Annotated in this window: 22 protein-coding genes and 4 tRNA genes; 16 read left to right on the top strand and 10 right to left on the bottom strand. The window is 53.1% G+C overall.

All coding sequences use genetic code 11. The features are described from left to right. Nucleotides 1-117 precede the first annotated feature (117 nt). From truA to C4J93_RS17450, 12 genes are all read left to right on the top strand, one after another. Nucleotides 118-942 carry a tRNA pseudouridine(38-40) synthase TruA gene (gene truA, locus C4J93_RS17505; RefSeq protein ID WP_124416044.1) on the top strand — a complete coding sequence of 275 codons (825 nt, stop codon included), beginning with the start codon at nt 118-120 and terminating at the stop codon, nt 940-942. Nucleotides 943-1006: 64 nt separating this feature from the next. After that, nucleotides 1007-1639: a phosphoribosylanthranilate isomerase gene (locus C4J93_RS17500; RefSeq protein ID WP_124430051.1), complete on the top strand. Its 633-nt coding sequence runs from the start codon at nt 1007-1009 to the stop codon at nt 1637-1639. A gap of 245 nt (nt 1640-1884) precedes the next feature. Beyond that, complete coding sequence (gene accD / locus C4J93_RS17495; RefSeq protein ID WP_005789754.1) at nt 1885-2805, top strand: acetyl-CoA carboxylase, carboxyltransferase subunit beta; 921 nt, start codon at nt 1885-1887, stop codon at nt 2803-2805. Continuing rightward, on the top strand, nt 2802-4109 hold the full coding sequence (gene folC / locus C4J93_RS17490; RefSeq protein WP_124430050.1) for a bifunctional tetrahydrofolate synthase/dihydrofolate synthase: 1308 nt from the start codon (nt 2802-2804) through the stop codon (nt 4107-4109). The genes accD and folC overlap by 4 nt, the downstream gene beginning before the upstream one ends. Next, entirely contained in the window at nt 4093-4752 is a 660-nt protein-coding gene (locus C4J93_RS17485) for an SPOR domain-containing protein (protein ID WP_124430049.1), read from the top strand. The genes folC and C4J93_RS17485 overlap by 17 nt, the downstream gene beginning before the upstream one ends. 247 nt (nt 4753-4999) lie before the next feature. Then, the gene (locus C4J93_RS17480) at nt 5000-5557 is read left to right on the top strand and encodes a CvpA family protein (protein WP_003192538.1); all 558 of its coding nucleotides are present in this window, start codon (nt 5000-5002) and stop codon (nt 5555-5557) included. A 40-nt stretch (nt 5558-5597) separates the two neighbouring features. Further along, nucleotides 5598-7103, top strand: a complete 1506-nt coding sequence (gene purF, locus C4J93_RS17475) for an amidophosphoribosyltransferase (protein ID WP_124363594.1) — start codon at nt 5598-5600, stop codon at nt 7101-7103. A gap of 66 nt (nt 7104-7169) precedes the next feature. Next, on the top strand, nt 7170-8381 hold the full coding sequence (locus C4J93_RS17470) for an O-succinylhomoserine sulfhydrylase (protein ID WP_124363593.1): 1212 nt from the start codon (nt 7170-7172) through the stop codon (nt 8379-8381). Between the two features lie 11 nt (nt 8382-8392). Continuing rightward, nucleotides 8393-9157, top strand: coding sequence for an SDR family oxidoreductase (locus C4J93_RS17465; RefSeq protein WP_124410364.1), 765 nt, complete (start codon nt 8393-8395; stop codon nt 9155-9157). 100 nt (nt 9158-9257) lie between these two features. Beyond that, a tRNA-Val gene (locus C4J93_RS17460) sits at nt 9258-9333 on the top strand. Nucleotides 9334-9389: 56 nt separating this feature from the next. Next, a tRNA-Asp gene (locus C4J93_RS17455) sits at nt 9390-9466 on the top strand. A 106-nt stretch (nt 9467-9572) separates the two neighbouring features. Next, nucleotides 9573-9649: transfer RNA gene (locus C4J93_RS17450), tRNA-Asp, on the top strand. A 158-nt stretch (nt 9650-9807) separates the two neighbouring features. Here the strand turns inward: C4J93_RS17450 and C4J93_RS17445 are convergent. After that, on the bottom strand, nt 9808-11109 hold the full coding sequence (locus C4J93_RS17445) for an FAD-binding oxidoreductase (RefSeq protein ID WP_124430048.1): 1302 nt from the start codon (nt 11107-11109) through the stop codon (nt 9808-9810). A gap of 165 nt (nt 11110-11274) precedes the next feature. On the opposite strand from C4J93_RS17445, the gene C4J93_RS17440 reads away from it, so the two are divergent. After that, a tRNA-Val gene (locus C4J93_RS17440) sits at nt 11275-11351 on the top strand. A gap of 655 nt (nt 11352-12006) precedes the next feature. On the opposite strand, the gene C4J93_RS17435 is transcribed toward C4J93_RS17440, so the two are convergent. The 3 genes from C4J93_RS17435 to C4J93_RS17425 form a co-directional block, all read right to left on the bottom strand. Continuing rightward, nucleotides 12007-12933, bottom strand: coding sequence for a hypothetical protein (locus tag C4J93_RS17435; RefSeq protein WP_124430047.1), 927 nt, complete (start codon nt 12931-12933; stop codon nt 12007-12009). Beyond that, the gene (locus tag C4J93_RS17430) at nt 12930-13844 is read right to left on the bottom strand and encodes a hypothetical protein (RefSeq protein ID WP_124430046.1); all 915 of its coding nucleotides are present in this window, start codon (nt 13842-13844) and stop codon (nt 12930-12932) included. Before C4J93_RS17430 ends, C4J93_RS17435 begins: the two co-directional genes overlap by 4 nt. Before the next feature lie 339 nt (nt 13845-14183). Beyond that, nucleotides 14184-15617 (bottom strand): hypothetical protein, encoded by a 1434-nt coding sequence (locus C4J93_RS17425; RefSeq protein WP_124430045.1) that lies wholly within the window; start codon nt 15615-15617, stop codon nt 14184-14186. A gap of 269 nt (nt 15618-15886) precedes the next feature. On the opposite strand from C4J93_RS17425, the gene C4J93_RS17420 reads away from it, so the two are divergent. After that, nucleotides 15887-16111 (top strand): hypothetical protein, encoded by a 225-nt coding sequence (locus C4J93_RS17420; protein WP_124430044.1) that lies wholly within the window; start codon nt 15887-15889, stop codon nt 16109-16111. Between the two features lie 327 nt (nt 16112-16438). Here C4J93_RS17420 and C4J93_RS17415 read toward each other — a convergent pair whose 3' ends face one another. From C4J93_RS17415 to C4J93_RS17405, 3 genes are all read right to left on the bottom strand, one after another. Continuing rightward, nucleotides 16439-17191 carry a recombinase family protein gene (locus C4J93_RS17415; RefSeq protein ID WP_256660087.1) on the bottom strand — a complete coding sequence of 251 codons (753 nt, stop codon included), beginning with the start codon at nt 17189-17191 and terminating at the stop codon, nt 16439-16441. A 93-nt stretch (nt 17192-17284) separates the two neighbouring features. Further along, nucleotides 17285-17485 (bottom strand): hypothetical protein, encoded by a 201-nt coding sequence (locus C4J93_RS17410; RefSeq protein ID WP_124430043.1) that lies wholly within the window; start codon nt 17483-17485, stop codon nt 17285-17287. A gap of 32 nt (nt 17486-17517) precedes the next feature. Further along, nucleotides 17518-17739 carry a helix-turn-helix domain-containing protein gene (locus tag C4J93_RS17405; RefSeq protein ID WP_124430042.1) on the bottom strand — a complete coding sequence of 74 codons (222 nt, stop codon included), beginning with the start codon at nt 17737-17739 and terminating at the stop codon, nt 17518-17520. Nucleotides 17740-17906: 167 nt separating this feature from the next. On the opposite strand from C4J93_RS17405, the gene C4J93_RS17400 reads away from it, so the two are divergent. Together C4J93_RS17400 and C4J93_RS27240 are read left to right on the top strand one after the other, a co-directional pair. After that, nucleotides 17907-18488 (top strand): hypothetical protein, encoded by a 582-nt coding sequence (locus C4J93_RS17400; RefSeq protein ID WP_124430041.1) that lies wholly within the window; start codon nt 17907-17909, stop codon nt 18486-18488. Between the two features lie 395 nt (nt 18489-18883). Beyond that, the gene (locus C4J93_RS27240; RefSeq protein ID WP_218566845.1) at nt 18884-19255 is read left to right on the top strand and encodes a hypothetical protein; all 372 of its coding nucleotides are present in this window, start codon (nt 18884-18886) and stop codon (nt 19253-19255) included. 741 nt (nt 19256-19996) lie between these two features. On the opposite strand, the gene C4J93_RS17390 is transcribed toward C4J93_RS27240, so the two are convergent. From C4J93_RS17390 to C4J93_RS17380, 3 genes are all read right to left on the bottom strand, one after another. Beyond that, the gene (locus C4J93_RS17390) at nt 19997-20593 is read right to left on the bottom strand and encodes a hypothetical protein (protein WP_124430040.1); all 597 of its coding nucleotides are present in this window, start codon (nt 20591-20593) and stop codon (nt 19997-19999) included. Nucleotides 20594-21038: 445 nt separating this feature from the next. Continuing rightward, a complete protein-coding gene (locus C4J93_RS17385) occupies nt 21039-21521 on the bottom strand; it encodes a hypothetical protein (RefSeq protein WP_124430039.1) in 483 nt (160 codons plus the stop codon). A gap of 217 nt (nt 21522-21738) precedes the next feature. Continuing rightward, nucleotides 21739-21948 carry a hypothetical protein gene (locus C4J93_RS17380; protein WP_124430038.1) on the bottom strand — a complete coding sequence of 70 codons (210 nt, stop codon included), beginning with the start codon at nt 21946-21948 and terminating at the stop codon, nt 21739-21741. Nucleotides 21949-22403 lie beyond the last annotated feature (455 nt).

Genomic DNA, 22403 nt, shown 5'->3' with positions numbered 1-22403 from the left:
CGCGGCGTCCCCCCAACAAAAGCGCCCGTCGCGCAGCCGGCGCCTTTATAATCCCCGTCTTCGCGCAACTCATCAGGCTCTCAGTTCTTGGCAAATATAGATAACGCGGCCGCCGAAATGGCGGCCGCAGGCTTTCATCGCATCGCCCTCGGCGTGGAATACAAAGGCTCGCGCTATCGCGGCTGGCAGCGCCAGGCCTCCGGTGTGCTGACGGTGCAGGAAACCCTGGAAAACGCTTTGTCGAAAGTCGCTGACTCGCCGGTATCGCTGATGTGTGCCGGGCGTACCGACGCCGGCGTGCATGCCTGCGGCCAGGTGGTGCACTTCGACACCCAGGCCGAACGCTCGATGAAGGCGTGGGTGATGGGCGCCAATATCAATCTGCCCCATGACGTCAGCGTCACCTGGGCCAAGGTGATGCCGGCGCATTTTCATGCGCGCTTCAAGGCCATCGCCCGACGCTACCGCTACGTGATCTACAACGATCAGATCCGCCCGGCGCACCTGAATCAGGAAATCACCTGGAACCACCGCCCGCTGGATGCCGAGCGCATGGCCGAGGCTGCGCAGCATCTGGTGGGTGTACATGATTTCAGCGCGTTCCGTGCCGGCCAATGCCAGGCCAAGTCGCCGATCAAGGAAGTCCACCATCTGCGCGTGACCCGGCATGGCAAGATGATCGTGCTGGATATCCGTGCCGGGGCGTTCCTGCATCATATGGTGCGCAACATTGCAGGCGTACTGATGACCATCGGCACCGGTGAGCGCCCGGTGGAATGGGCCAGGGAAGTGCTGCAAAGCCGCATCCGCCGTACCGGTGGGGTTACGGCGCATCCGTTCGGCCTGTATCTGGTGGATGTGGAGTACCGCGACGAGTTCGAGCTGCCGCAGCGTTTTATCGGGCCACACTTCCTCACAGGTTTCAGTGAACTTGGCGGCTGACGCCTGGAAAAGCTTTTGTTACCATCCGGGACTTTCTCGGTTCAATCCCTGAGGTTTCTACGATATGTCAGCCGTTCGCAGCAAGATTTGCGGGATTACCCGCATCGAAGACGCGTTGGCGGCGGTCGAGGCGGGGGCGGATGCCATTGGCCTGGTGTTTTATGCCAAGAGCCCGCGGGCGGTGAATGTGTTGCAGGCGCGGGCCATCATCGCCGCACTGCCACCGTTCGTGACCACCGTGGGTTTGTTCGTTAACGCCAGCCGTTGTGAACTCAATGAAACCCTGGATGCCGTGCCGCTGGACATGCTGCAGTTTCATGGCGACGAAACCCCGGACGAATGCGACAGTTATCAGCGCCCCTATATCAAGGCGTTGCGCGTCAAGGCCGGCGATGACATCGCCGCCGCCTGTGCCGCCTATGCGGGCGCGCGCGGGATTCTGCTGGACACCTACGTCGAAGGTGTTCCCGGCGGTACCGGAGAAGCCTTCGACTGGTCGCTGATCCCGGCGGGCTTGAGCAAGCCGCTCATCCTCGCCGGTGGGCTCAACCCGATGAATGTCGGCGCGGCCATCGAGCAGGTCCGGCCGTATGCGGTAGATGTCAGCGGCGGGGTGGAGCAGGGCAAGGGCATCAAGGATCACCACAAGATTCGCGCATTCCTGCAGGCCGTGCGCAACAGCAGCGGTGCGATGTGACGGCTGGCAGTCTGCCGCCGTCCATAACTACCACTGTGTAAAACAGCACCGGCGCCGCCTGCGGGAGGCCCGGAAACGAAGTGGCAACCCTGCGCTGGCAGGTTGTCTGGAAGGCTGAGGATGCAGGCGGGAAATGGCTGGTCGAACCTCTGACCCCGTCCCGCCGGCCTCATCGCCACATATGAATTTAGCTCAAGGGCATACGCGGGGCTGTGTTCAAGCCACCGGTACTGGAGAAAGAAAGCATGAGCAACTGGTTAGTAGACAAACTGATCCCTTCGATCATGCGTTCCGAGGTGAAGAAAAGCTCGGTTCCTGAAGGTCTGTGGCACAAGTGCCCATCCTGCGACGCGGTGCTGTACCGCCCGGAGCTGGAAAAGACCTTGGACGTTTGCCCCAAGTGCAACCACCACATGCGTATTGGCGCACGCGCCCGTATCGACATCTTCCTCGACGCCGACGGCCGCAACGAGCTGGGCGCTGACCTGGAGCCGGTCGACCGCCTCAAGTTCCGCGACAGCAAGAAGTACAAAGACCGTCTGGTCGGTGCGCAGAAGCAGACCGGCGAGAAAGACGCGCTGATCTCCGTCAGCGGCAAGCTGCTGGGCATGCCTGTGGTGGTTTCGGCGTTCGAGTTCTCCTTCATGGGCGGCTCCATGGGTGCCATCGTCGGCGAGCGTTTCGTGCGCGCCGCCAACTATGCCCTGGAAAACCGCTGCCCGATGATCTGCTTCGCCGCCTCCGGTGGCGCGCGTATGCAGGAAGCGCTGATTTCCCTGATGCAAATGGCCAAGACCTCGGCGGTACTGGCGCGTCTGCGCGAAGAAGGCATTCCGTTCATCTCGGTACTGACCGACCCGGTCTACGGCGGTGTTTCCGCCAGCCTGGCGATGCTCGGCGATGTGATCGTCGGTGAGCCAAAAGCCCTGATCGGCTTTGCCGGCCCACGCGTCATCGAGCAGACCGTGCGTGAGAAACTGCCGGAAGGTTTCCAGCGCAGCGAGTTCCTGCTGGAACACGGCGCCATCGACCTGATCATCCCGCGCGGTGAGCTGCGCCCACGCCTGGGTAACCTGCTGGCGCAAATGATGGGCCTGCCGACGCCTGTCTACGTCGCGCCCAAGGTCGAGCCGATCGTCGTGCCACCGGTGCCAGCAAACCTATGACCCAACGTACCCTCGGCGAATGGCTCGCCTACCTTGAGCAGTTGCATCCGTCCGCCATCGACATGGGCCTGGAGCGCTCGCAACAGGTAGCGGCCCGCCTTGGGTTGGGGCGGCCGGCACCGCGTGTGATCACGGTCACCGGCACCAACGGCAAAGGCTCCACCTGTGCCTTTGTCGCGGCGCTGCTGCAAGCCCAAGGGCTGAACGTCGGCGTCTACAGCTCGCCGCACCTGCTGCGTTACAACGAGCGGGTGCAGCTCAATGGCCGCGAAGCGACCGACGAGCAGCTCTGCGAAGCCTTCGCCGCCCTCGATGCAGGGCGTGGCGAGATTTCCCTGACTTATTTCGAGATGGGCACCCTGGCGGCGTTGTGGCTGTTCGAGCGTGCGCAACTCGATGTCGTCGTCTTGGAAGTGGGCCTTGGCGGGCGTCTGGACACGGTCAACGTGGTGGATGCGGACATGGCGCTGGTCACCAGCATCGGCGTCGACCATGTCGATTACCTGGGTGACACCCGCGAATCCGTGGCATACGAAAAGGCCGGGATCTTTCGCCAGGGCAAACCTGCCTTGTGCGGCGATCTTGACCCTCCGCAACCCTTGCTGGACAAGGTGCGTGAGCTCGACTGCCCGTTCTTCCTACGGGGGCGCGACTTCAATCTGGAGATCGGCGATCAGCATTGGCAATGGTCCGGGCGCGATGCGCGGGGCCAGCCGGTAACGTTGCGCGATTTGCCGCTGCTGAACCTGCCCATGGAAAATGCCGCGCTGGCGCTGCAAGCCTATCTGTTACTGGATCTGCCGTGGAGTGCCGGGCAAATAGCCGCAACCCTGCTGGCAACGCGCATAGTAGGTCGCCTGGATCGACGTGCCGTGGAGTGGCAGGGCAAGCGCCTGAACCTGCTGCTGGATGTGGGCCATAACCCTCACGCCGCTGACTATCTGGCGCAGCGCTTGGCGCGCACGCCGCCGTCCGGCCGCCGCCTGGCGGTGTTTGGCCTGCTGGCCGACAAGGATCTCGACGGCGTGCTTGCGCCGCTGCTGAGCGGGGTTCAGTCCTGGGCCGTTGCGCCGCTGGATACGCCACGTAGCCGTCCGGCAGTTGAGCTGGAAACTGCCTTGCAGAACCTTGGTGCGTCGGTGACGTCGTATGCAAGCATCACCGCGGCCCTCGAGGCGCAGTGTGCGGTAGCGACGGCCGAGGACGAGATTCTGTTGTTCGGATCATTTTATTGTGTTGCCGAGGCGCTCGAATGGCTGGCCCGGCGCTCCACGGAGGAAGCTGCACATGGCATTACTGGATAGCGCATACAAGCAGCGAATGGTCGGAGCCCTGGTGTTGGTGGCGTTGGCGGTGATTTTCTTGCCGATGCTGTTTTCCCGTCAGGACGAGCAGCGCCAGGTGGTGGTTGACGCGCCCGCTGCGCCCCAGGCACCGGTGGTGCCTCAGGTCCAGGTTGAACCGGTGGTGGTGCCTGAGCCCCAGGCGCTGCCTGAAGAAGAGCCGGTGCCGAGCGACGAAGAGGTCGCCGCGCAACAGGCGCCGTCCATGCCGGTGCAGCCAAGCGTGCCGGTGGTCAAGCCGGCACCCGCTGCGGCTGTTGCCGCCAAGCCGGCGACGCCAGCGCCTGCGCCCAAACCGGTAGCGCCACAGCCTGCCGCGCCGGGCAAGCCGGACGTGGGGCAGAGCCGTATCGACCCGAATGGTCTGCCGATCAGCTGGTCGATCCAAGTGGCCAGCCTGGGCAACCGCGAAGGCGCCGACGCCTTGCAGAAAAAGCTGCGCGCCCAGGGTTACAACGCCTACATCCGTAGCGCCGACGGCAAGAACCGCGTGTTTATCGGGCCGCTGATCGAGCGCGCCGAAGCCGACCGCCTGCGGGATCTGCTGGACCGTCAGCAGAACCTGAAAGGTTTCGTAACCCGCTTCCAGCCTGAGCGCGGCTGATTCCGAAACTTGAAAATGCAGTCGAGTGTGGGAGGGGCTTGCCCCCGATAGCGGTGGGTCAGCCAGTACATCTGGCACTGAACCACCGCCATCGGGGGCGAGCCCCCTCCCACATTGGTTTTCAGCGGTCTTGAAATAGTGTTCGCACCGCCCAATCTATTGATTTGCAAGGCACCCGCAATCACCGCTTACCGATAGCCCGGCGCTCTGCTAAAATGCGCCGCCTTATCCGTACGTAGGCTGCACTGTGCCATTTACCTGGGTTGATTGGGCGATCGTTGCAATCGTCGCCATCTCCGCTTTGATCAGTCTGAGCCGCGGCTTCGTAAAAGAAGCACTGTCGTTGCTGACCTGGATCATCGCAGGAGTCGTAGCCTGGATGTTCGGTGGTTCACTGTCGGTCTATCTGGCCGGGTACATAGAGACACCCTCGGCTCGCGTCATCGCGGGCTGCGCCATCATGTTCATCGCCACGCTGCTGGTGGGGGCAATGGTCAATTATCTTATTGGCGAGTTGATACGTGTCACCGGCCTTTCCGGGACCGATCGATTTCTCGGCATGGCCTTCGGCGCCGCGCGTGGCGCGTTGCTGGTGGTCGTGGCGGTCGGGCTGTTGAGCCTGGGGCCGGTACAGCAGGATTCGTGGTGGCAGGAGTCGGTGCTCGTGCCAAAATTTCTATTGGTTGCAGACTGGTCCAAGAACCTCATATTGGGGTGGAGCAGTCAGTGGCTGGCCAGCGGAATCAGCGTACCCGCTGATCTTCCGTTCAAGGAACACCTCTTGCCGGCCAAAACGCCTCAGTAAGAGTGTTCAGTCAAGATCCATTAAGTAGGGGTTGCGTCGCATGTGTGGCATCGTCGGTATCGTCGGTAAGTCGAACGTCAATCAGGCGCTGTATGACGCGCTAACCGTCCTCCAGCACCGCGGCCAGGACGCTGCCGGTATTGTGACCAGCCACGACGGCCGGTTATTCCTGCGCAAGGACAATGGCCTGGTGCGCGACGTGTTCCATCAGCGTCACATGCAGCGCCTGGTCGGTCACATGGGCATTGGCCATGTGCGTTACCCAACCGCCGGTAGCTCGACGTCGGCCGAAGCTCAGCCGTTCTACGTCAACTCGCCTTACGGCATTACCCTGGCGCACAACGGAAACCTGACCAACGTTGAGCAACTGGCCAAGGAGATCTACGAATCTGACCTGCGCCACGTCAACACCAGTTCCGACTCGGAAGTGCTGCTCAACGTGTTCGCCCATGAGCTGGCCCAGCGCGGCAAGCTGCAGCCGACCGAAGAAGACGTGTTTGCCGCCGTGATCGACGTGCATAACCGTTGCGTGGGCGGCTATGCCGTCGTGGCGATGATCACCGGTTATGGCATCGTCGGGTTCCGTGACCCGCACGGCATCCGCCCGATCGTGTTTGGCCAGCGTCACACCGACGAAGGCGTCGAGTACATGATCGCCTCCGAGAGCGTGTCCCTGGATGTACTGGGCTTCACCTTGATCCGTGACTTGGCACCGGGCGAAGCGGTGTACATCACCGAAGACGGCAAGCTGCACACCCGTCAGTGCGCCGTTGCGCCGAAACTTACCCCCTGCATCTTCGAACACGTCTACCTGGCGCGTCCGGATTCGATCATCGACGGCGTTTCGGTGTACAAGGCGCGCCTGCGCATGGGCGAGAAGCTCGCCGAGAAGATCCTGCGCGAGCGTCCCGAGCACGACATCGACGTGGTCATCCCGATCCCGGACACCAGCCGTACCGCCGCGCTGGAACTGGCCAACCACCTGGGCGTCAAGTTCCGCGAAGGCTTCGTCAAGAACCGCTACATCGGCCGTACCTTCATCATGCCCGGCCAGGCGGCGCGCAAGAAGTCGGTGCGCCAGAAGCTCAATGCCATCGAGCTGGAATTCCGTGGCAAGAACGTGATGCTGGTGGATGACTCCATCGTGCGCGGCACTACGTGCAAGCAGATCATCCAGATGGCCCGTGAAGCCGGTGCGAAGAACGTGTACTTCTGTTCCGCCGCGCCTGCCGTGCGCTACCCGAACGTGTACGGTATCGACATGCCGAGCGCCCACGAACTGATCGCCCACAATCGTTCGACCCAGGACGTGGCCGACCTGATCGGCGCCGACTGGTTGATCTACCAGGACCTGCCTGACCTGATCGAAGCGGTCGGCGGCGGCAAGATCAAGATCGACCAGTTCGACTGCGCCGTGTTCGACGGCAAGTACGTGACCGGCGACGTCGATGAGGCCTACCTGAACAAGATCGAGCAGGCGCGCAACGACTCGTCGAAGATCAAGACCCAGGCGGTCAGCGCGATCATCGATCTGTACAACAACTGAGTGAACACCGGCCCTGAGGGGCCGGTTTTGTATCTTAAATAAAGAATTCGAGTAAGGAGTCGCAGCATGAGTCAGGAATGGGATGCCGGTCGTTTGGACAGCGACCTCGATGGCGTAGCTTTCGATACCCTGGCTGTGCGCGCCGGCCAGCACCGTACCCCGGAAGGGGAGCACGGTGATCCGATGTTCTTCACCTCCAGTTATGTGTTCCGCACGGCGGCCGACGCTGCTGCGCGTTTTGCCGGTGAAGTGCCGGGCAACGTCTACTCGCGCTATACCAACCCGACCGTGCGTGCGTTCGAAGAGCGTATCGCCGCCCTGGAGGGTGCTGAGCAAGCGGTGGCCACGGCGACCGGCATGGCGGCGATCCTGGCAGTGGTAATGAGCCTGTGCAGCGCTGGCGACCACGTGCTGGTATCGCGCAGCGTGTTCGGTTCGACCATCAGCCTGTTCGAGAAGTATTTCAAGCGCTTCGGTATCGAAGTGGACTACGTGCCCCTGGCGGATCTGTCTGGCTGGGAGGCGGCGATCAAGGCCAATACCAAGCTGCTGTTCGTTGAGTCGCCTTCCAACCCGCTGGCTGAACTGGTGGATATCGCCGCGCTGGCCGAAGTGGCGCACGCCAAGGGCGCGATGCTGGTTGTCGACAACTGCTTCTGCACCCCGGCTCTGCAACAGCCGTTGAAGTTGGGCGCGGACATCGTGGTGCATTCGGCCACCAAGTTCATCGACGGCCAGGGCCGTTGCATGGGCGGTGTGGTGGCCGGTCGCAGCGAGCAGATGAAGGAAGTGGTGGGCTTCCTGCGCACCGCCGGGCCGACCCTGAGCCCGTTCAACGCGTGGATTTTCCTCAAAGGCCTGGAAACCCTCAGCCTGCGCATGAAGGCCCATTGCGCCAATGCCCAGGCGCTGGCCGAGTGGCTGGAGCAGCAGGACGGGATCGAGAAAGTGCATTACGCCGGCCTCAAGAGCCACCCGCAGCACGCATTGGCGCAGCGCCAGCAGCGCGGGTTCGGCGCGGTAGTGAGTTTCGAAGTGAAGGGTGGCAAAGAGGGCGCCTGGCGCTTTATCGATGCCACGCGCCTGATCTCGATCACCGCTAACCTGGGTGACAGCAAAACCACCATCACGCACCCGAGCACCACCTCCCATGGGCGCCTGGCGCCGCAGGAGCGTGAAGCTGCAGGCATCCGTGACAGTCTGATTCGCATCGCAGTCGGGCTTGAAGACGTGGCTGACTTGCAGGCCGACCTGGCCCGCGGGCTGGCGGCCTTGTGATCGAGTGGTCCATGGAGGCCGCAGCGGCCAGTAACGGGCGCGTGGCACTGGTGACCGGCGCAGCGCGGGGCATTGGCCTCGGGATCGCGGCGTGGCTGATCAGCGAAGGCTGGCAGGTGGTGTTGACCGACCTGGACCGCGAGCGCGGCTCCAAGGTGTCCAAGGTGCTGGGCGAGAATGCCTGGTTTATCAGCATGGACGTGGCCGACGAGAAGCAAGTGGCCCAAGGTGTGGCTGAGGTATTGGGGCAGTTTGGGCGCCTGGATGCGTTGGTGTGCAATGCGGCGGTGGCCGATCCGCGCAATATCACCTTGGAAAGCCTCGACCTGGCGTACTGGAACCGCGTACTGGCGGTGAACCTCAGTGGGCCGATGCTGCTGGCCAAGCATTGCGCGCCGTACCTGCGCGCCCACGGTGGCGCTATCGTCAACCTGGCCTCGACGCGGGCCCGCCAATCGGAGCCGGACACCGAAGCGTACGCGGCAAGCAAGGGTGGCCTGCTGGCGCTGACTCACGCGCTGGCGATGAGCTTGGGCCCGGAAGTGCGGGTCAATGCGGTCAGCCCTGGCTGGATCGATGCGCGTGATCCTGCTGCGCGGCGTGCCGAGCCGCTCACCGATGCCGATCACGCTCAGCATCCGGCGGGCCGGGTAGGCACGGTGGAGGACGTAGCAGCCATGGTGGCGTGGTTACTGTCGCGCCAGGCCGGGTTTGTCACCGGGCAGGAGTTCGTGGTGGACGGTGGCATGAGCAAGAAGATGATTTACAGCGAGTAGGGCGGTCTTGAAGCTTTTTTGTCTTTTTCAGAAAAACTTCAAGCGGGCTATTGACTTAGGTCCGCTACCTGCGTAAATTTCGCGGCCTCAACGAAGCAAAGGGTGATTAGCTCAGCTGGGAGAGCATCTGCCTTACAAGCAGAGGGTCGGCGGTTCGATCCCGTCATCACCCACCACTTCTTGAGAGTTTTGCCCTTGTGGCAAGACGCAACGTTAAAGGTTGCACCGACGCGCAGCGGTAGTTCAGTCGGTTAGAATACCGGCCTGTCACGCCGGGGGTCGCGGGTTCGAGTCCCGTCCGCTGCGCCATATTTTCCAGGTCCGATGTGTCGGGCTTGAGATTGAACAGCCAAGGCTGACCAATCAGATGTTTAAAGGTGATTGAGGGGTTTAGCCTCAGTCAGCCAAGCGATACGCAGCGGTAGTTCAGTCGGTTAGAATACCGGCCTGTCACGCCGGGGGTCGCGGGTTCGAGTCCCGTCCGCTGCGCCATATCTGCCTCAAGGCCCACTGAACGCCTTGAAGCACAAAGAAAGCCATTGGCTGACTTTGATCCGATAGCAAAGACCCTGGTCGAAAGACCGGGGTTTTTTGTGTCTGCGATTTGGCTTTCCAGGCAAGGAGCCGGCGAACCGGCTCCCCGTTGTACGTCAAAAGCCCAGCTTGTCCCGTAGCCCGTAATACCACGCGCCCATTGCGGCAAAAGGCGTGCGCAAAAGCTGGCCACCCGGGAACGGGTAGTGGGGCAGGTCGGCAAACGCGTCGAAGCGTTCAGCCTGGCCTCTCAGGGCTTCGGCCAATACCTTGCCCGCCAGATGCGTATAGGTAACGCCGTGGCCGCTACAGCCCTGAGAGTAATAGATGTTGTCGCCGATGCGGCCAACCTGAGGCAAGCGCGACAGGGTCAGCAGGAAATTGCCGGTCCATGCGTAGTCGATCTTTACGTCCTTGAGCTGCGGGAAAGCCTTGAGCATTTTCGGCCGGATGATCGCTTCGATATTTGCCGGGTCCCGCGCGCCATACACCACGCCACCGCCGAAGATCAGGCGCTTGTCGCTGGTGAGGCGGTAATAATCGAGCAGGTAGTTACAGTCTTCGACACAGTAGTCCTGCGGCAGCAACGTCCTGGCCAATTCATCGCCCAAGGGTGCGGTGGTGATCACTTGGGTGCCGCACGGCATCGATTTCGCTGCCAGCTCCGGCACCAGGTTACCCAGGTAGGCATTCCCCGCGACGATGATGAACTTGGCCCTGACTTTACCTTCGGCGGTATGCACCACCGGATTGGCGCCACGCTCAATGCGCACCGCTGCCGATTGCTCATAGATCGTGCCGCCCAGGGACTCGACGGCCGCCGCCTCACCCAAGGCCAGGTTGAGCGGGTGAATATGCCCGCCGCTCATGTCCAGCAGGCCGCCTACATAGTTGTCACAAGCCACTACTTCGCGGATACGGCGCTCGTCCAGCAGTTCCAGTTGGGTATGGCCGTAGCGCTCCCACAGGCGCTTCTGCGATTCCAGGTGGTCCATGTGCTTGCTGTTGAGGGCGGCGAACACACCGCCGTCCTTCAAGTCGCACTGGATTTGATACTTGGCCACGCGCTCACGAATGATCCTGCCGCCCTCGAATGCCATCTCACCCAGCAACTGCGCCTGCTTGGGCCCGACGCTGCGTTCGATGACATCAATGTCGCGGCTGTAGCTATTGACGATCTGCCCGCCATTACGGCCGGACGCACCAAAACCTACCTTGGCGGCTTCCAGCACCGTCACGCGAAAGCCGTTCTCAAGCAGAAACAGCGCGCTGGACAGGCCGGTGTAACCGGCGCCGATCACACAGACATCGGTTTCGATCTCACCTTGCAGCACCGGGCGCGGCGGAACCGCGTTCGCGGAGGCGGCGTAATAGGACTGGGGTAGGGGGTGTTCGCCATCCTGGAACCTCTGTTTTATATTTTTTACGAGTGCGGCGATCCTACCTGAGTTGAAAATTGCCTGCCAGCCACCCGTAAATCACGGGCGCGTCGCCCGCGAATAAAAAATTCGCATATTCATAGGCTTAGCTGCAAAAAAGATGTTGACACCCCTAAGGAATTCCGTAGAATGCCGCCTCACAGCAGGCACGTAGCTCAGTTGGTTAGAGCACCACCTTGACATGGTGGGGGTCGTTGGTTCGAGTCCAATCGCGCCTACCAAACAAAATCCGCTCTGCTGGGCGGTCTAGAGGGTCATCGGAAACGGTGACCCCTTTTTTGTTGTCTGGAATTCAAGCAGAACGTTCACAAAATATCCGGTTCGTTCACAGTGAGCAATGTGAATGCCAATAGCAGCTCGTAATTGTATGGGATTTTGTTTGGAATGATGGTGTGGAAGAAGGGGGAATTTTTCGCATAGTTCTTAAATAATTGCTGTGCGGCGTCTAGCGCCAATTTAAGGGCATTAGCAGCCTCCGTGAGAGCTTCTGGATCATTTGTGCCTTCGTAGATGATTCGCCTGAAGTTACATCCTGTACAAAGCTATCAACGTATTGATAAAAGCTTGCAACCAGCTGCGTGTCCTCCGGTAGGAGTTGCATAGCTTCCTGAGGTTCGCGACGAAAGCTATCCAATAGTGCTTGGGAATTCGTACCTACAATGATGTTTTTGGTCGCTGTTCTTCCGCTCCTGCAAGCAAATGGTTTCTAAATTCGATAGGTCGTTAAGGTGGTCTCGTTCTAGTGCGGTTTTTTCATATCAAAGCCGAGGCGAGTATAGGTGCATGTACTTTGCTAGAGATGTACTCAGTGCTTGAAGAATCAACGCATCAGTCATCTCTAGCGTGTGCAATTAGTTAAGGTCATTGATATTCTATTTACGACTCTTGTTTTATTTGGAAGTGACTAATGGCTGCCGTTACGTAAATAATTAAAGATAAGCCGTCTGTATTTTCGTCAATCACATGTCGAGGAATAAGTTTGTAGTTTTTAGCGTATTTTGGTTTTTTCTTTATTTGCATTATGTTTACTTTTTGTAGAGGCGAGGAGCTTGAATCTTGCTTGGAGTATTCAAGGATTTTCACTAATGAAGCTCTCACGTTCTCTAAGTTCTCAGCCGCTTCAGGTAAGATATGGGAAATATATTCACTAAGAACAAGAGATTCTAATACGGTTTTTTCTTTTGCCAATCTTTGATGTTTATTTTGAGCGAACGAAATGAAGCGCTCAAAATAATTCTCTCGGAAGTCTTCATGTTTGCCTTTCCGTACGAGAGCGCTCTGATTTGCAGGGTGCTCGGGCGGAGAAGAATTATGAACCTTTGTCTTGTGAGCAAGACTCAAGCGATTTTTATTGGCGATAGGGAGAGTAAATTCTTTTGCGGTGTTAGATAAAACTTGCCAGAGAAGGAAATCCTTATTGTTTTTGCATCCTAAGAATTCTGGTAGGTCTAATTTTAAGTCACTAAATTCACAGACGGATTTGTAGAAATAAGGATAGGCGACAATTGCTCTGATATTGGTTCTCAGGTACTCATCCATGTCGTGTTTGCTATGCTTGATCAGTCGTTTTCTGATGTCTTTTATAGCATATACGGCCTTGTCACCAACTTTATATTCGTTGTTATTCAAGTTTTCAAATGTGTCAAAGTTGATGTTTTTGATTTCTTCAAAATCGCTAATATATTCGTCTTCGTTAATCACTTGAAGGTATAGAGTATGGTTTCTTTTGAAAACTGGCGTTGAAAATGACGGTCCGCTATCGACTGGCGTGGAGAAGCCAAGCAAAATGAAAGTAGTGCTCATTGAATTACACCTCGGTCGATGTAGAATTCTCTTACCTTGGATATTACTAAGGGCGTCAGATGGCTTGGGGCTACTCGAGATGTCGAATATGTTATCGCTTCTATTTCATTTTCGTATAAATAAGCTGCCAGCGCGGTGTCGTTTGCAATAGAGTCAGGAATGACGATTGCTTTGAGGGCGGTACTATTTATCTCAATGGAAACGCTAGATTGTAATTCTATAGTGTAGCAGCGGCTATCAAAGAGTTCTCCGTGTGTAACATTTATAAGGGAATAAATGCTCTCCAGCTCGTATGCGCACGGCTGAAGTGTGCTTTTCTCAAGTGTCGATTTTCCGTCAAAATAATTTTGATTGTTGTCGTAGAAGAACTTAACGAATTTTTGAACGAATGGATAGTTTGAGCCGAGGAGGTAGTCTTCTTGCTTGGAATTTTTATGCAGATGGTTGCTGTAGAGTCCTGCTGCGTATGCTCCGCTGTCAAATGGAAATATTCTGGTGATACTCTTTACTTCCTCAGGTTGAATAATGAGGCATGCAGGGTATACGCTTGACGTGTTAAATGTTAACCCTTTGTCACTTAAGCGATAAGAGGGTCGTCCATAAAAATAGTATACTAATTTCTCATTGAAAACTGGGCAGAGAGTGGGCTTTATTATCTTTGAGCTAATTATTTCTCGTAGTGTATGGCAGTCACATGTATGAACTAAAGGTAGTATTGGCGGTAGTTCCGTTACTTTTTCAATAACAGACCTAAAATATGTATCACTAACCAAACCCCGGTTTTGGGAGGTTGAAAGCTCTTTATCCGTGTTAAGCATTTGTTCACCCTGATCCTTGCGTGTCGGCGTCGCCAGATCTATCCTAGCTGGTGGCGGTGTCCTTCTGCCATCATTTTGATGCGATTTTTCCATTCGGAATCGCTATTTAAGGCGATTTTCACCATAGCCACCACCTCATTTTACAATTCGCACCTTCTTGAGGGTGGTTTTTGAGCCGTTAGGGTTTCGTATAGAGGTCAGCCAGCATCCTTCTCTGGGCGGATAATTCGTTTAGAGGTGACAAAAGTAGCACCAATAAATAGAATGTATGTTGAGCAACTGCGAGAGGAATGCATATTCTTTATGCGTAATTCGTAGCATAGTATTACTGGAGTTTTCGCCAGTAATTTTTCTTTGAGGGAGGCGATAGTCGCCAGTAAAACTAAAATTGGAAATCTCAGGCTTACTGGCATAACTATTACTGATAGCTATCTATTTGCGCTTGCTCGCGGATTCCCTTCTATTACCATCCACTAAATATATGGTTGACGTTTTTTTGCCTGCATCAATTGCCTCACGTGCCATGCGTTGTACTTCATTATATTTTTGTCCAATGCTTCCAACGTCAATGACTAGGTATATACCTAATTGGGTATCTTCGGCCTTTTTATAAATTTCGAGCTGTTTTGTATAACCATTCACCAAGTCATTTGTAGAAAGTTTGATTTCTACCACAATCCTAGTGTTGAAGCCGAGCGAGAACTTAAAATCGACAGGACCATTTCCGGTATCCGCTTCTGGTGTTACATCTAAATTATTAGCTTTGCAGTATGAGTAAGCGATAACAAAAAACAGCCTCTGTGCGGCTTTTTCACGGCGAGGTTTCTTCTCGTCAGACCAAAGCTCTTTCCAAATTCCTTTGTTCTCAACAAGATCTTGAAATTGTAAGATGATTGTGTCGACCAGCTTCTTTGCCTCTTCTATATTGGTTATGTTCTTGGTTGATTCGCCTATTGTTAGCGGATAGTGGTCAGCAATGTTTTTCAGGCGGGTCCAGAATGCCTCTCCATTGCGGTCGCCTTCAAAGTTATAAGGTGTTTTGGGAACTTCTTTAAGTAGGTCCAGTATTTGCTCGAATGCCTCTTTACTTTGAAGTGCGCTATCCCTGAGAGCCTGCTTTCTTTTTTTCGACATTGTGGCCCAGACTTTACCAACTCCACCACTAACCTTTTCGCGATACTCTTCGGTTTCTCTCGCGATGCGAGAAATATCACTCCAGTCACTGGCTATTGGTAGGTCTCTGACAATATCTCTGGGTACGAATATCAAAGGATCTTTGGAGTGGGGGTTTTCAGGAAGGAAGAATATTTCATCTTTGATTTTGAATGGCTTTGTTGGCAATTTTAGCTGATCGTTTTGTCTGATAGTGAAGTCTATTAGGTTGGGAAGTATTATGTTAGTGGTCATGTCGCTTATTCTGTCAGGACCAATCCCCTCTTCGAATAGTGACAGTCCCATGAAAAAATCAATGTCTGTAATTCCTAAGGCTACTATCTGAGCTGCGGTTTCTAGCGTGCTAGAAGTGAGTTCTGGTCCAAATCCAGATCCTCTTACAGATGCGCTATAACCCAGGCAGGTCCAGCTAACTTCGGAAAAGTTGAAAAGTTTTTCTGCTTTTCGCCAAGTGATATCGCCTTTTTCTTTAGAAGCAGCAAGTAACTTTATTATAAATTCGAATCTTTGTTCATATGCTGTGGCGGCCCCCGTATTTATTTCTTCATGTTTGCTCTCTGGTAGGAGTAAAGGGTCAATGAATAAATTTGTATCGACGGTAAGTTGGGTGTCGATGATGTCTAGCTTTTCAAGCTCCTTTGGATCAATGCCGAACTCGCTAGATATAGTTTCTAAGCTGGTTATCTTGGCCATCGCAACCTCCTGTTGATTATTATTTCATCCTTGATATATCCTGAACGCGACAAAAAATCCACCATGATCTTGTGATGAATCGTTTCTGAGCCAGAGATGTGTTGGTTTTTTGATCAATGTCATGCATTCTCGGTTCGATCCCGCCACCGTTGCTGTCAAAAAACCTTTGCTCCCTATAATAGAGCGCAGGGCGCGTTTGAGATTCGCTATGAAATAGACGCTCTTCCCATTCTTCATGAGCTTTATGACGCCTAGTTGCTAATGAAAGAATGCTTGAAGAAACTTATCGGCAGCTGGCGGTGATTTTTTCGGATTACAAAAAATTCGAAAGACTTATAAGTTTCGATTATGCCGATCATGTCACTGACATTATTCATAACGAACTTAAATGTGAAGTTGTAAAGTATAAAGACGATCCAGTAGCGAGCGAAATGTTAGCAAGAGCAGATAGGCATCATCGGACAGCGATGGAAAAACTAGGCGTCACACTTTAATAACGCGTGTCCAAAAGATAGACGACTGTCGTGAAGATGGGAATCTTTGGAATTAATGCACGTATTCATTATAAACAACACCAATTGTTGCTTTAAATCCCAACCTCCCTGTATTTTGAATCTCGATTTTTGGGTTGAATCTGTATGCTGATGGTGCTGGAATCCATGGGTAATGTTCGACTAGATTTAACGGCTCGTACCTCTGAGGTGAGGTGTGGGCCGCTTAAATCACCAAATCCGGTGAAAGCGTCCTGCCAACCTTCGTGGGGTATCCTATGCAAACACAGAACCATGCCACAATCAGGATCTATCATTGCTTCCTTAGGCTTAGAGATCGATTTGTTTTAAAGGGAACTGAAGCCCAAGACTCTTCATTACTCGACTTACTTGGATTGATGACCATTCACCGCCCCGGCTTGTGGTGACACCCTTACTATTTAGGCAATCAGCAACCTGTTTAAGTGTGCGACCACCTTTATGGATGCACAGATCAATTGGATCACGCACGGATTCTTGCCAGCGGTACACACGCTCTCGAATTGCCTCACCAGCCTTCGCCCGATTGGGAGCGGTACGACCTTTCTCCAGTGCCGCAGTACGGCGTGCAATCTTTTCAACAGACTGTACGTCACCACCATCAGCACGAGCCTGTAGGGCTGCTAGAGCTTCCTTTGTACGAGTGGCAATGAAAGTTCTTTCCTGTTCAGCCAGTGCTGCAAACAAGTGAAGTTCAAATGTCTTGGCGTGGGACATGGTTGCCACTTTAAACTCTATCTGCTCCATCAGGCGGGCGATGTGATGAACCGAGCGGGATAGGCGATCCAGCTTGGCGACTACCAGTTGTGCTTTCACCTTCTTGCACGCCGACAGCGCCTTCTTGCCTTCTGGACGGTCCTCGATAGCCAACTTACCCGACACAACATCCACGAACTCAGCGACGATGTTCCAACCATTCTGTTGGGCCGCACGAGCGATGTACTCGCGTTGAGCTTCAAGACCCAGACCACTTTCACCTTGTCCTTGACTGGAGACGCGACAGTAGCTCACTACGTCGATTGTGTGGGTGGTGGTGTTGGTCATGTTCGCGCCCTCTGAATTCTGTATGAGAGCAATTATAACGAATCTAGAATGGTCGTTCTAGGTTTGTAATATTTTTTGTTCGACTACTTTCTATTACCGAAGCTTGAGAATACCAGCGGTAATGGCTAATGCGTTCGCATCTAGAGTTTCGAGTGCGTTGAGTACTTTTTCATGAGTCTCAGGTGAACCTGTCGTCCTAGCCCACAATGCCAATTCTTCAATGGCTGCCGCACAAGCCAGTTGCCCTTCCCATAGAAGGGTTAGTACGTCTGCCGTAGCTATGTTGTCTTGCATGTCTGTCATCCGTGAACGATGTGTGAAGAGCTTCAAAGCCCTTGTAAGAGCTCTGAAAGGGATAGACCCAGACCGTCTGCGAGCACTTTGGTGGCCTCAAGGCTGGGGTTCGCTGTGCCTGTCTCTATGCGCGACATGTACGTCCGTACAAAGCCACACTTATCAGCAAATGCTTCTTGGCTGAAGCCCTGACTGTTGCGTAGATCACGCACACGTTGCCCGAAGGTCTTTCTGAGATTTTGGTTTTTCTGCATTCCCGAATGATGGGCGTCTGTGCTCTAATCGGGAACACACCAAGTGGTGACACACCAGATGATACATAGGAGTAATTTTATGGAAGCTTGCGAAGGGGGGTCGTGGTCTTGCTCGGCGAGAGTTCTGGGTTGTTCGTTGTCTTAAGCCAGCCTCAGGGAGCGCTGTAATGAACGCAAAGCTTCCTACGGCATTGGCAATTCTTTGTTTGGCTACTTCTGCATATGGGGCCAAGAAAAGTGCCGAACATACGGCATGGGTTCAAGAACCAGCTACCTTTTTAGGCATTAAGTTTGATGAGAAACTGATTTATCAGATGAAGCAGTGCCCATCGGACTACAGTGTTCCTGCCGAAATCTGTTATCAACGACCATTTCAAGGTTACTACCCTCTGTTTGCCGTGCCTTCTCTAGGTTTGCATGGCTATACGGCTGGCGTGTTGACGCATGACTCCTTGATCCGAGAAATTGTACTCAAAACGAAGATAGATGATTACGATGCGGTGGTCGCTTTGCTCACTCAAAAATACGGGCGTCCACAAAGTCAAAAGACGGAGATGATGAAGACGAAGGTTGGTGCCAAGTTCCAGAATGAAAAATCATATTGGGAAGGTAAGAAAGTACAAATTATCTTGAGAAAGTATAGCGATAATATTGATACCAGCTCCATATCAGTGATAAATGAACCTGTTGCTGTAGAAGCTTTGAGAGATGAGCATAGGAAAGTAAACGAAAATGCTTCAAAACTTTAAAAGCCTGTGCTGAGTTGTCTAAACTCTACGATTTCGTAGAGGATATGACCGTTACTTAGTCAGGAGTGGCTAAAGGCTGCGTACAATCAGGTGCATAGCCGCTCTGTCTCAAGGATAACGGCGTATGGGCTTAGTTATTCCCCCTGATAAAGCACCTGATAAAGCCTTGGACGATCACGTTGTTTACCGTTGCCCAGCATCTGGATACTTGATGGCAAGCATGGATTCAATCTTAGATGGTGATGTGCGGGACGCTCCCTACAACCCTACACAGGCAAACAAAAGTTGACAGTGCACCTACAAAGTGAAAAGAAACCTTTAACATAGCTAGGGGTTCTCAGTCTCATCAAGGTGTAGTGCGATATGTACATTATTTTTAATTTAGGAAAGCTCAAATGGAACCTGTACACTGGCTTATTGTATTTATCATTCTTTGCGTTCTTATCTCGTTTATTGCAAACAAAAAAGGACGTTCTGGTTTACTTCTATTTTTCTCTATGGTTGCCCCTGCGGTACCGCTGATGATGTTAGCTTCCTTTTCTCTAGGAAATAATATGGACGCTAAGCCCCTTGCAATGTGGGTTGTTGCTTTCCTCTGTCCGGCTGTTGGTTTTTTTTGGGCAATAATGGCTAAAAACAAAGAGCAAATGGCTGCTGATACTGGAAACTTCGGAGGCATGAAGAAATGCCAGTTTTGTGCTGAGCCTGTAAGGGAGGAGGCTATTAAGTGCAAACATTGCGGTAGTAAATTGGAGCTCAATACCTAGCTATTCAGGCTTGCTTAAAAGCTAGGAATCCGTAGTTTCGTCTTCTGTGCGACGCACAGCAACATCTAATTGTTCTGTATACACACAGAGGAGATTGCTTACATATTCTGGTTGACAATTAGAGGTGAGCTCTAGAGGTTTGTAGATCGTCAATACAACCAGTGTCAGCAGGTGAGCCGAAGGCGAATGCTTTCAGAGGAGAGGATGAGCGTAGCCCTCTCAGCTCTTGATCTTCTTCTGTGCAATGCACAGTGATATTTAATTGTTCTGTGTACACAGAGGAGATTGCACACATGTCTGATTGCAAATCAGAAATTGCGTATAGTGTTTTTGAGTCTCCAATACAATAGTGTCAGCAAGTGAGCCGAAGGCGAATGCTTTCAGAGGAGAGGGTGAGCGCAAGCCCTCTCGGCTCTTGATTTTCTCCTGAGTCTACTCAGAATTTTACTTCTATCGTAACTACGATAGTGATCGTATACTAAGAGATATACATCTATGTCGTGGTATCGACATGGTCATCCTTCTTTTTGTTTTGATGGTTTTTATCCCATCTTTCTCTTAGCTTTCTCAAGAACACAACGTCAGGGATGACCTCCCTGAAAACAAAGCATCGTTCGCTTTGCTCTCTTCTTTCCGACGTTAATTAAAATTTGATCAAATATGACCAAAAGTGCGATTCGGGTCACTGGTATGTGCTTCTAGTTAACCCGACCGCTCGCTATGCTCTCTTCTTTTCCGACGTTAATTCAACAGTCGGAATTCGCGTAGAGCTCGCCCGTACTCGTAGTAGTCTCCTTTATGGTACAGCTCCAGTATCTCAACCGGCACAGGCTTGAGTGGCTGATAAGTCTCTTCCCTTATGCTGTAGTAGGAATGTTTCACTTCGAGCTTGGCATTTTCAATAAGACGAACCAGTTCGCCGGGGTAGGTACGCTCCAGATGATTAACGATTCCATTCGCAACGAACCTTGCCGCCTGCATCACCCTTTGTGCTTGGCGTTTTTCATAACCCTGAGTCTGTAAGCGTGCTGTTTCGAAGGAAGGAAGCCACAGAGCATTCCGAACATCGTCAATCGACACGTTGGAGACGTTTTGGGACTGGCCAACAGCGGTTAGCGTACCGCCGAATAGAAGATCATCTAGCCAGAGCGGTCGTTTTTTTTCTGCCAGCAACTGGGGAAGCACACCGAACACCGGATTCACGGTGACGGTTGGAGGCCGCCCTCGTTTTCTAGGGGAGCTGACGGGAGTTATGCATGGATCGTTTGCAGCGGTTAAGGGCTTGCTGCTCGGCTCTTGGCAGACGAATTTTGATAGGTTCAAAGCATAATGAGGCATTGTTTTTCTCCTTTTTAAGTTCACTTCATAGGCAATTTCTCTCGGTAGCTGCCAGTGGGGTTGGATCAATCACAGACGTACAAAAAACCCATGCGATCCTGATCTGGGATGAGCCAGACGAGTGCATGAGGCTTGATTTGATACTTTTGCGTGCTATCTGTAAGGGTGGCTTTATACGCGAATGATTCGCATTTGTTAAGAGATTTCTTGTTTGCTTTCTCGACCTGCGCGTTTGTTGCTTAGTCGTTAAGCAATGAGCAACCAACTAAGAACGAGATGTTGCTCGTGCCGACCTCATACTTTCCCAGAAGGCACGTAAAGCCCCGTACAGCCTTGGTAGCTGTCGGGGCCATGATGGACAGGGTTGCATCGGGAACGCCCTATAAAGCCGTTGTGGGAGCTTTTGACAGGTATCGCTTGTCGCATCTGTCATTGGATCACTGGATTAACCCGGAATAACAAGTGGGGAATAGGTGTCGCTTACCTCTTTATCGATTTCTAACAGTCGCTTATTGCGAGCATCATCGAGCTTCTTCTGTTCTTTCGCTTCCGCTGCTTGGATAAGTTGTTGACGTAGAAGGTCTTGATATCGGATATGCTCACCTTTTAGGAATTCAACATACTCAGCTTTGGATAGCACTCGAATTTCATCAATATCAATCTTCTGCTTCTCTTCTGGCTTTATCATCCAGCACGAATGGTTAAGTGATTCATGTGTAATGCATTGATTACGAGCTACTTTGTAACCCTCTGCTACTTTCGAAGCTACCAAATCTAGAAAGTCATGAGAAAGTGGAGCCCGTACAAACTCCATGCACTGGGTAGTGCCTTGGTAAACCTTCACCCACCCATCAACTCGTGTTTCGAATTCAGCATCACTCCATGCAGGTGGAACTCCTTTTATCACTATCTTGGCCTTGTCGTTCATTTCATATTCCTCTTGTGAATTAGTGCATTCATTTTATGCACTAGGGTGGCTTTATACTCTTCATTACTGAGTTTAGTGGTATTGCTGCTGGCGCTTATGCTGACTGCATCACTATCAAACCTCTGTACAACATGTGTGGTTTTTTGCCGGGCACTTTCTTTCGCACGCCGTTCAAATGCTCTTACGAGTCCCAGGTGGACGTGATCTAGACTGTTACTCATTTGAGTTGCGCGCGAGCTTCATGAAGTAATGAGGCGCCATACTCTGTCGAAAGCTTGTCAATAATGTTAGTGGCACGTCTGAATTCTTGCTTGTCACTAGTTGATAATACCGACTGTTGGAGATGATGGTATTGCTGAATTTGCTTGACTGCTAAGTGACGTTCAAGCATCGGTGTGGTAAAAACTTTACCATTATAAGTATTCATTATTTATCCTTTGGGTTGGTTTTATCATGTACGTGCAGCTTTCCTCTCGTCTGCACGTCTCAGGTTATTGGTGACGGTACTGATCAAAACCTGTAGACAGTGCTGATGATTCTTATGCCCAGCTCGACGCATTAGCGCTTCCAGTTGGAAAACAGCTTGTTCATTGAGGAATACCTTCATTGTGAAAGCTCCAAGTCTTTAGTTAGACGGCCATGCACGTACTTGTTAATAGATACGCCAGATGCCTCAGCAGCGTCTTTGATTGCTTCAAAGTGAGTGGCGCGGAGTGCTAGCTTCAGAGACACCAATGGTGTTTTGTTTGCCCTCCAGCGAATTCCGCGACAGGTAGATGAGCAAGTGAGCGCGTGACTACGTTTACCGGCTAGTGATTTGTTACAGACAATGCATTGTTTTTCTACAGGCATAAAAAATCGCTCCGTTTAGAGTTGGTAATA

It is taken from the genome of Pseudomonas sp. R2-37-08W (assembly GCF_003851705.1).
In the GTDB taxonomy this organism is placed as follows: Bacteria; Pseudomonadota; Gammaproteobacteria; order Pseudomonadales; family Pseudomonadaceae; genus Aquipseudomonas.
The sequence above is the reverse complement of the archived record's forward strand: the minus strand, read 5'-3'. Positions and strand labels throughout refer to the sequence as shown.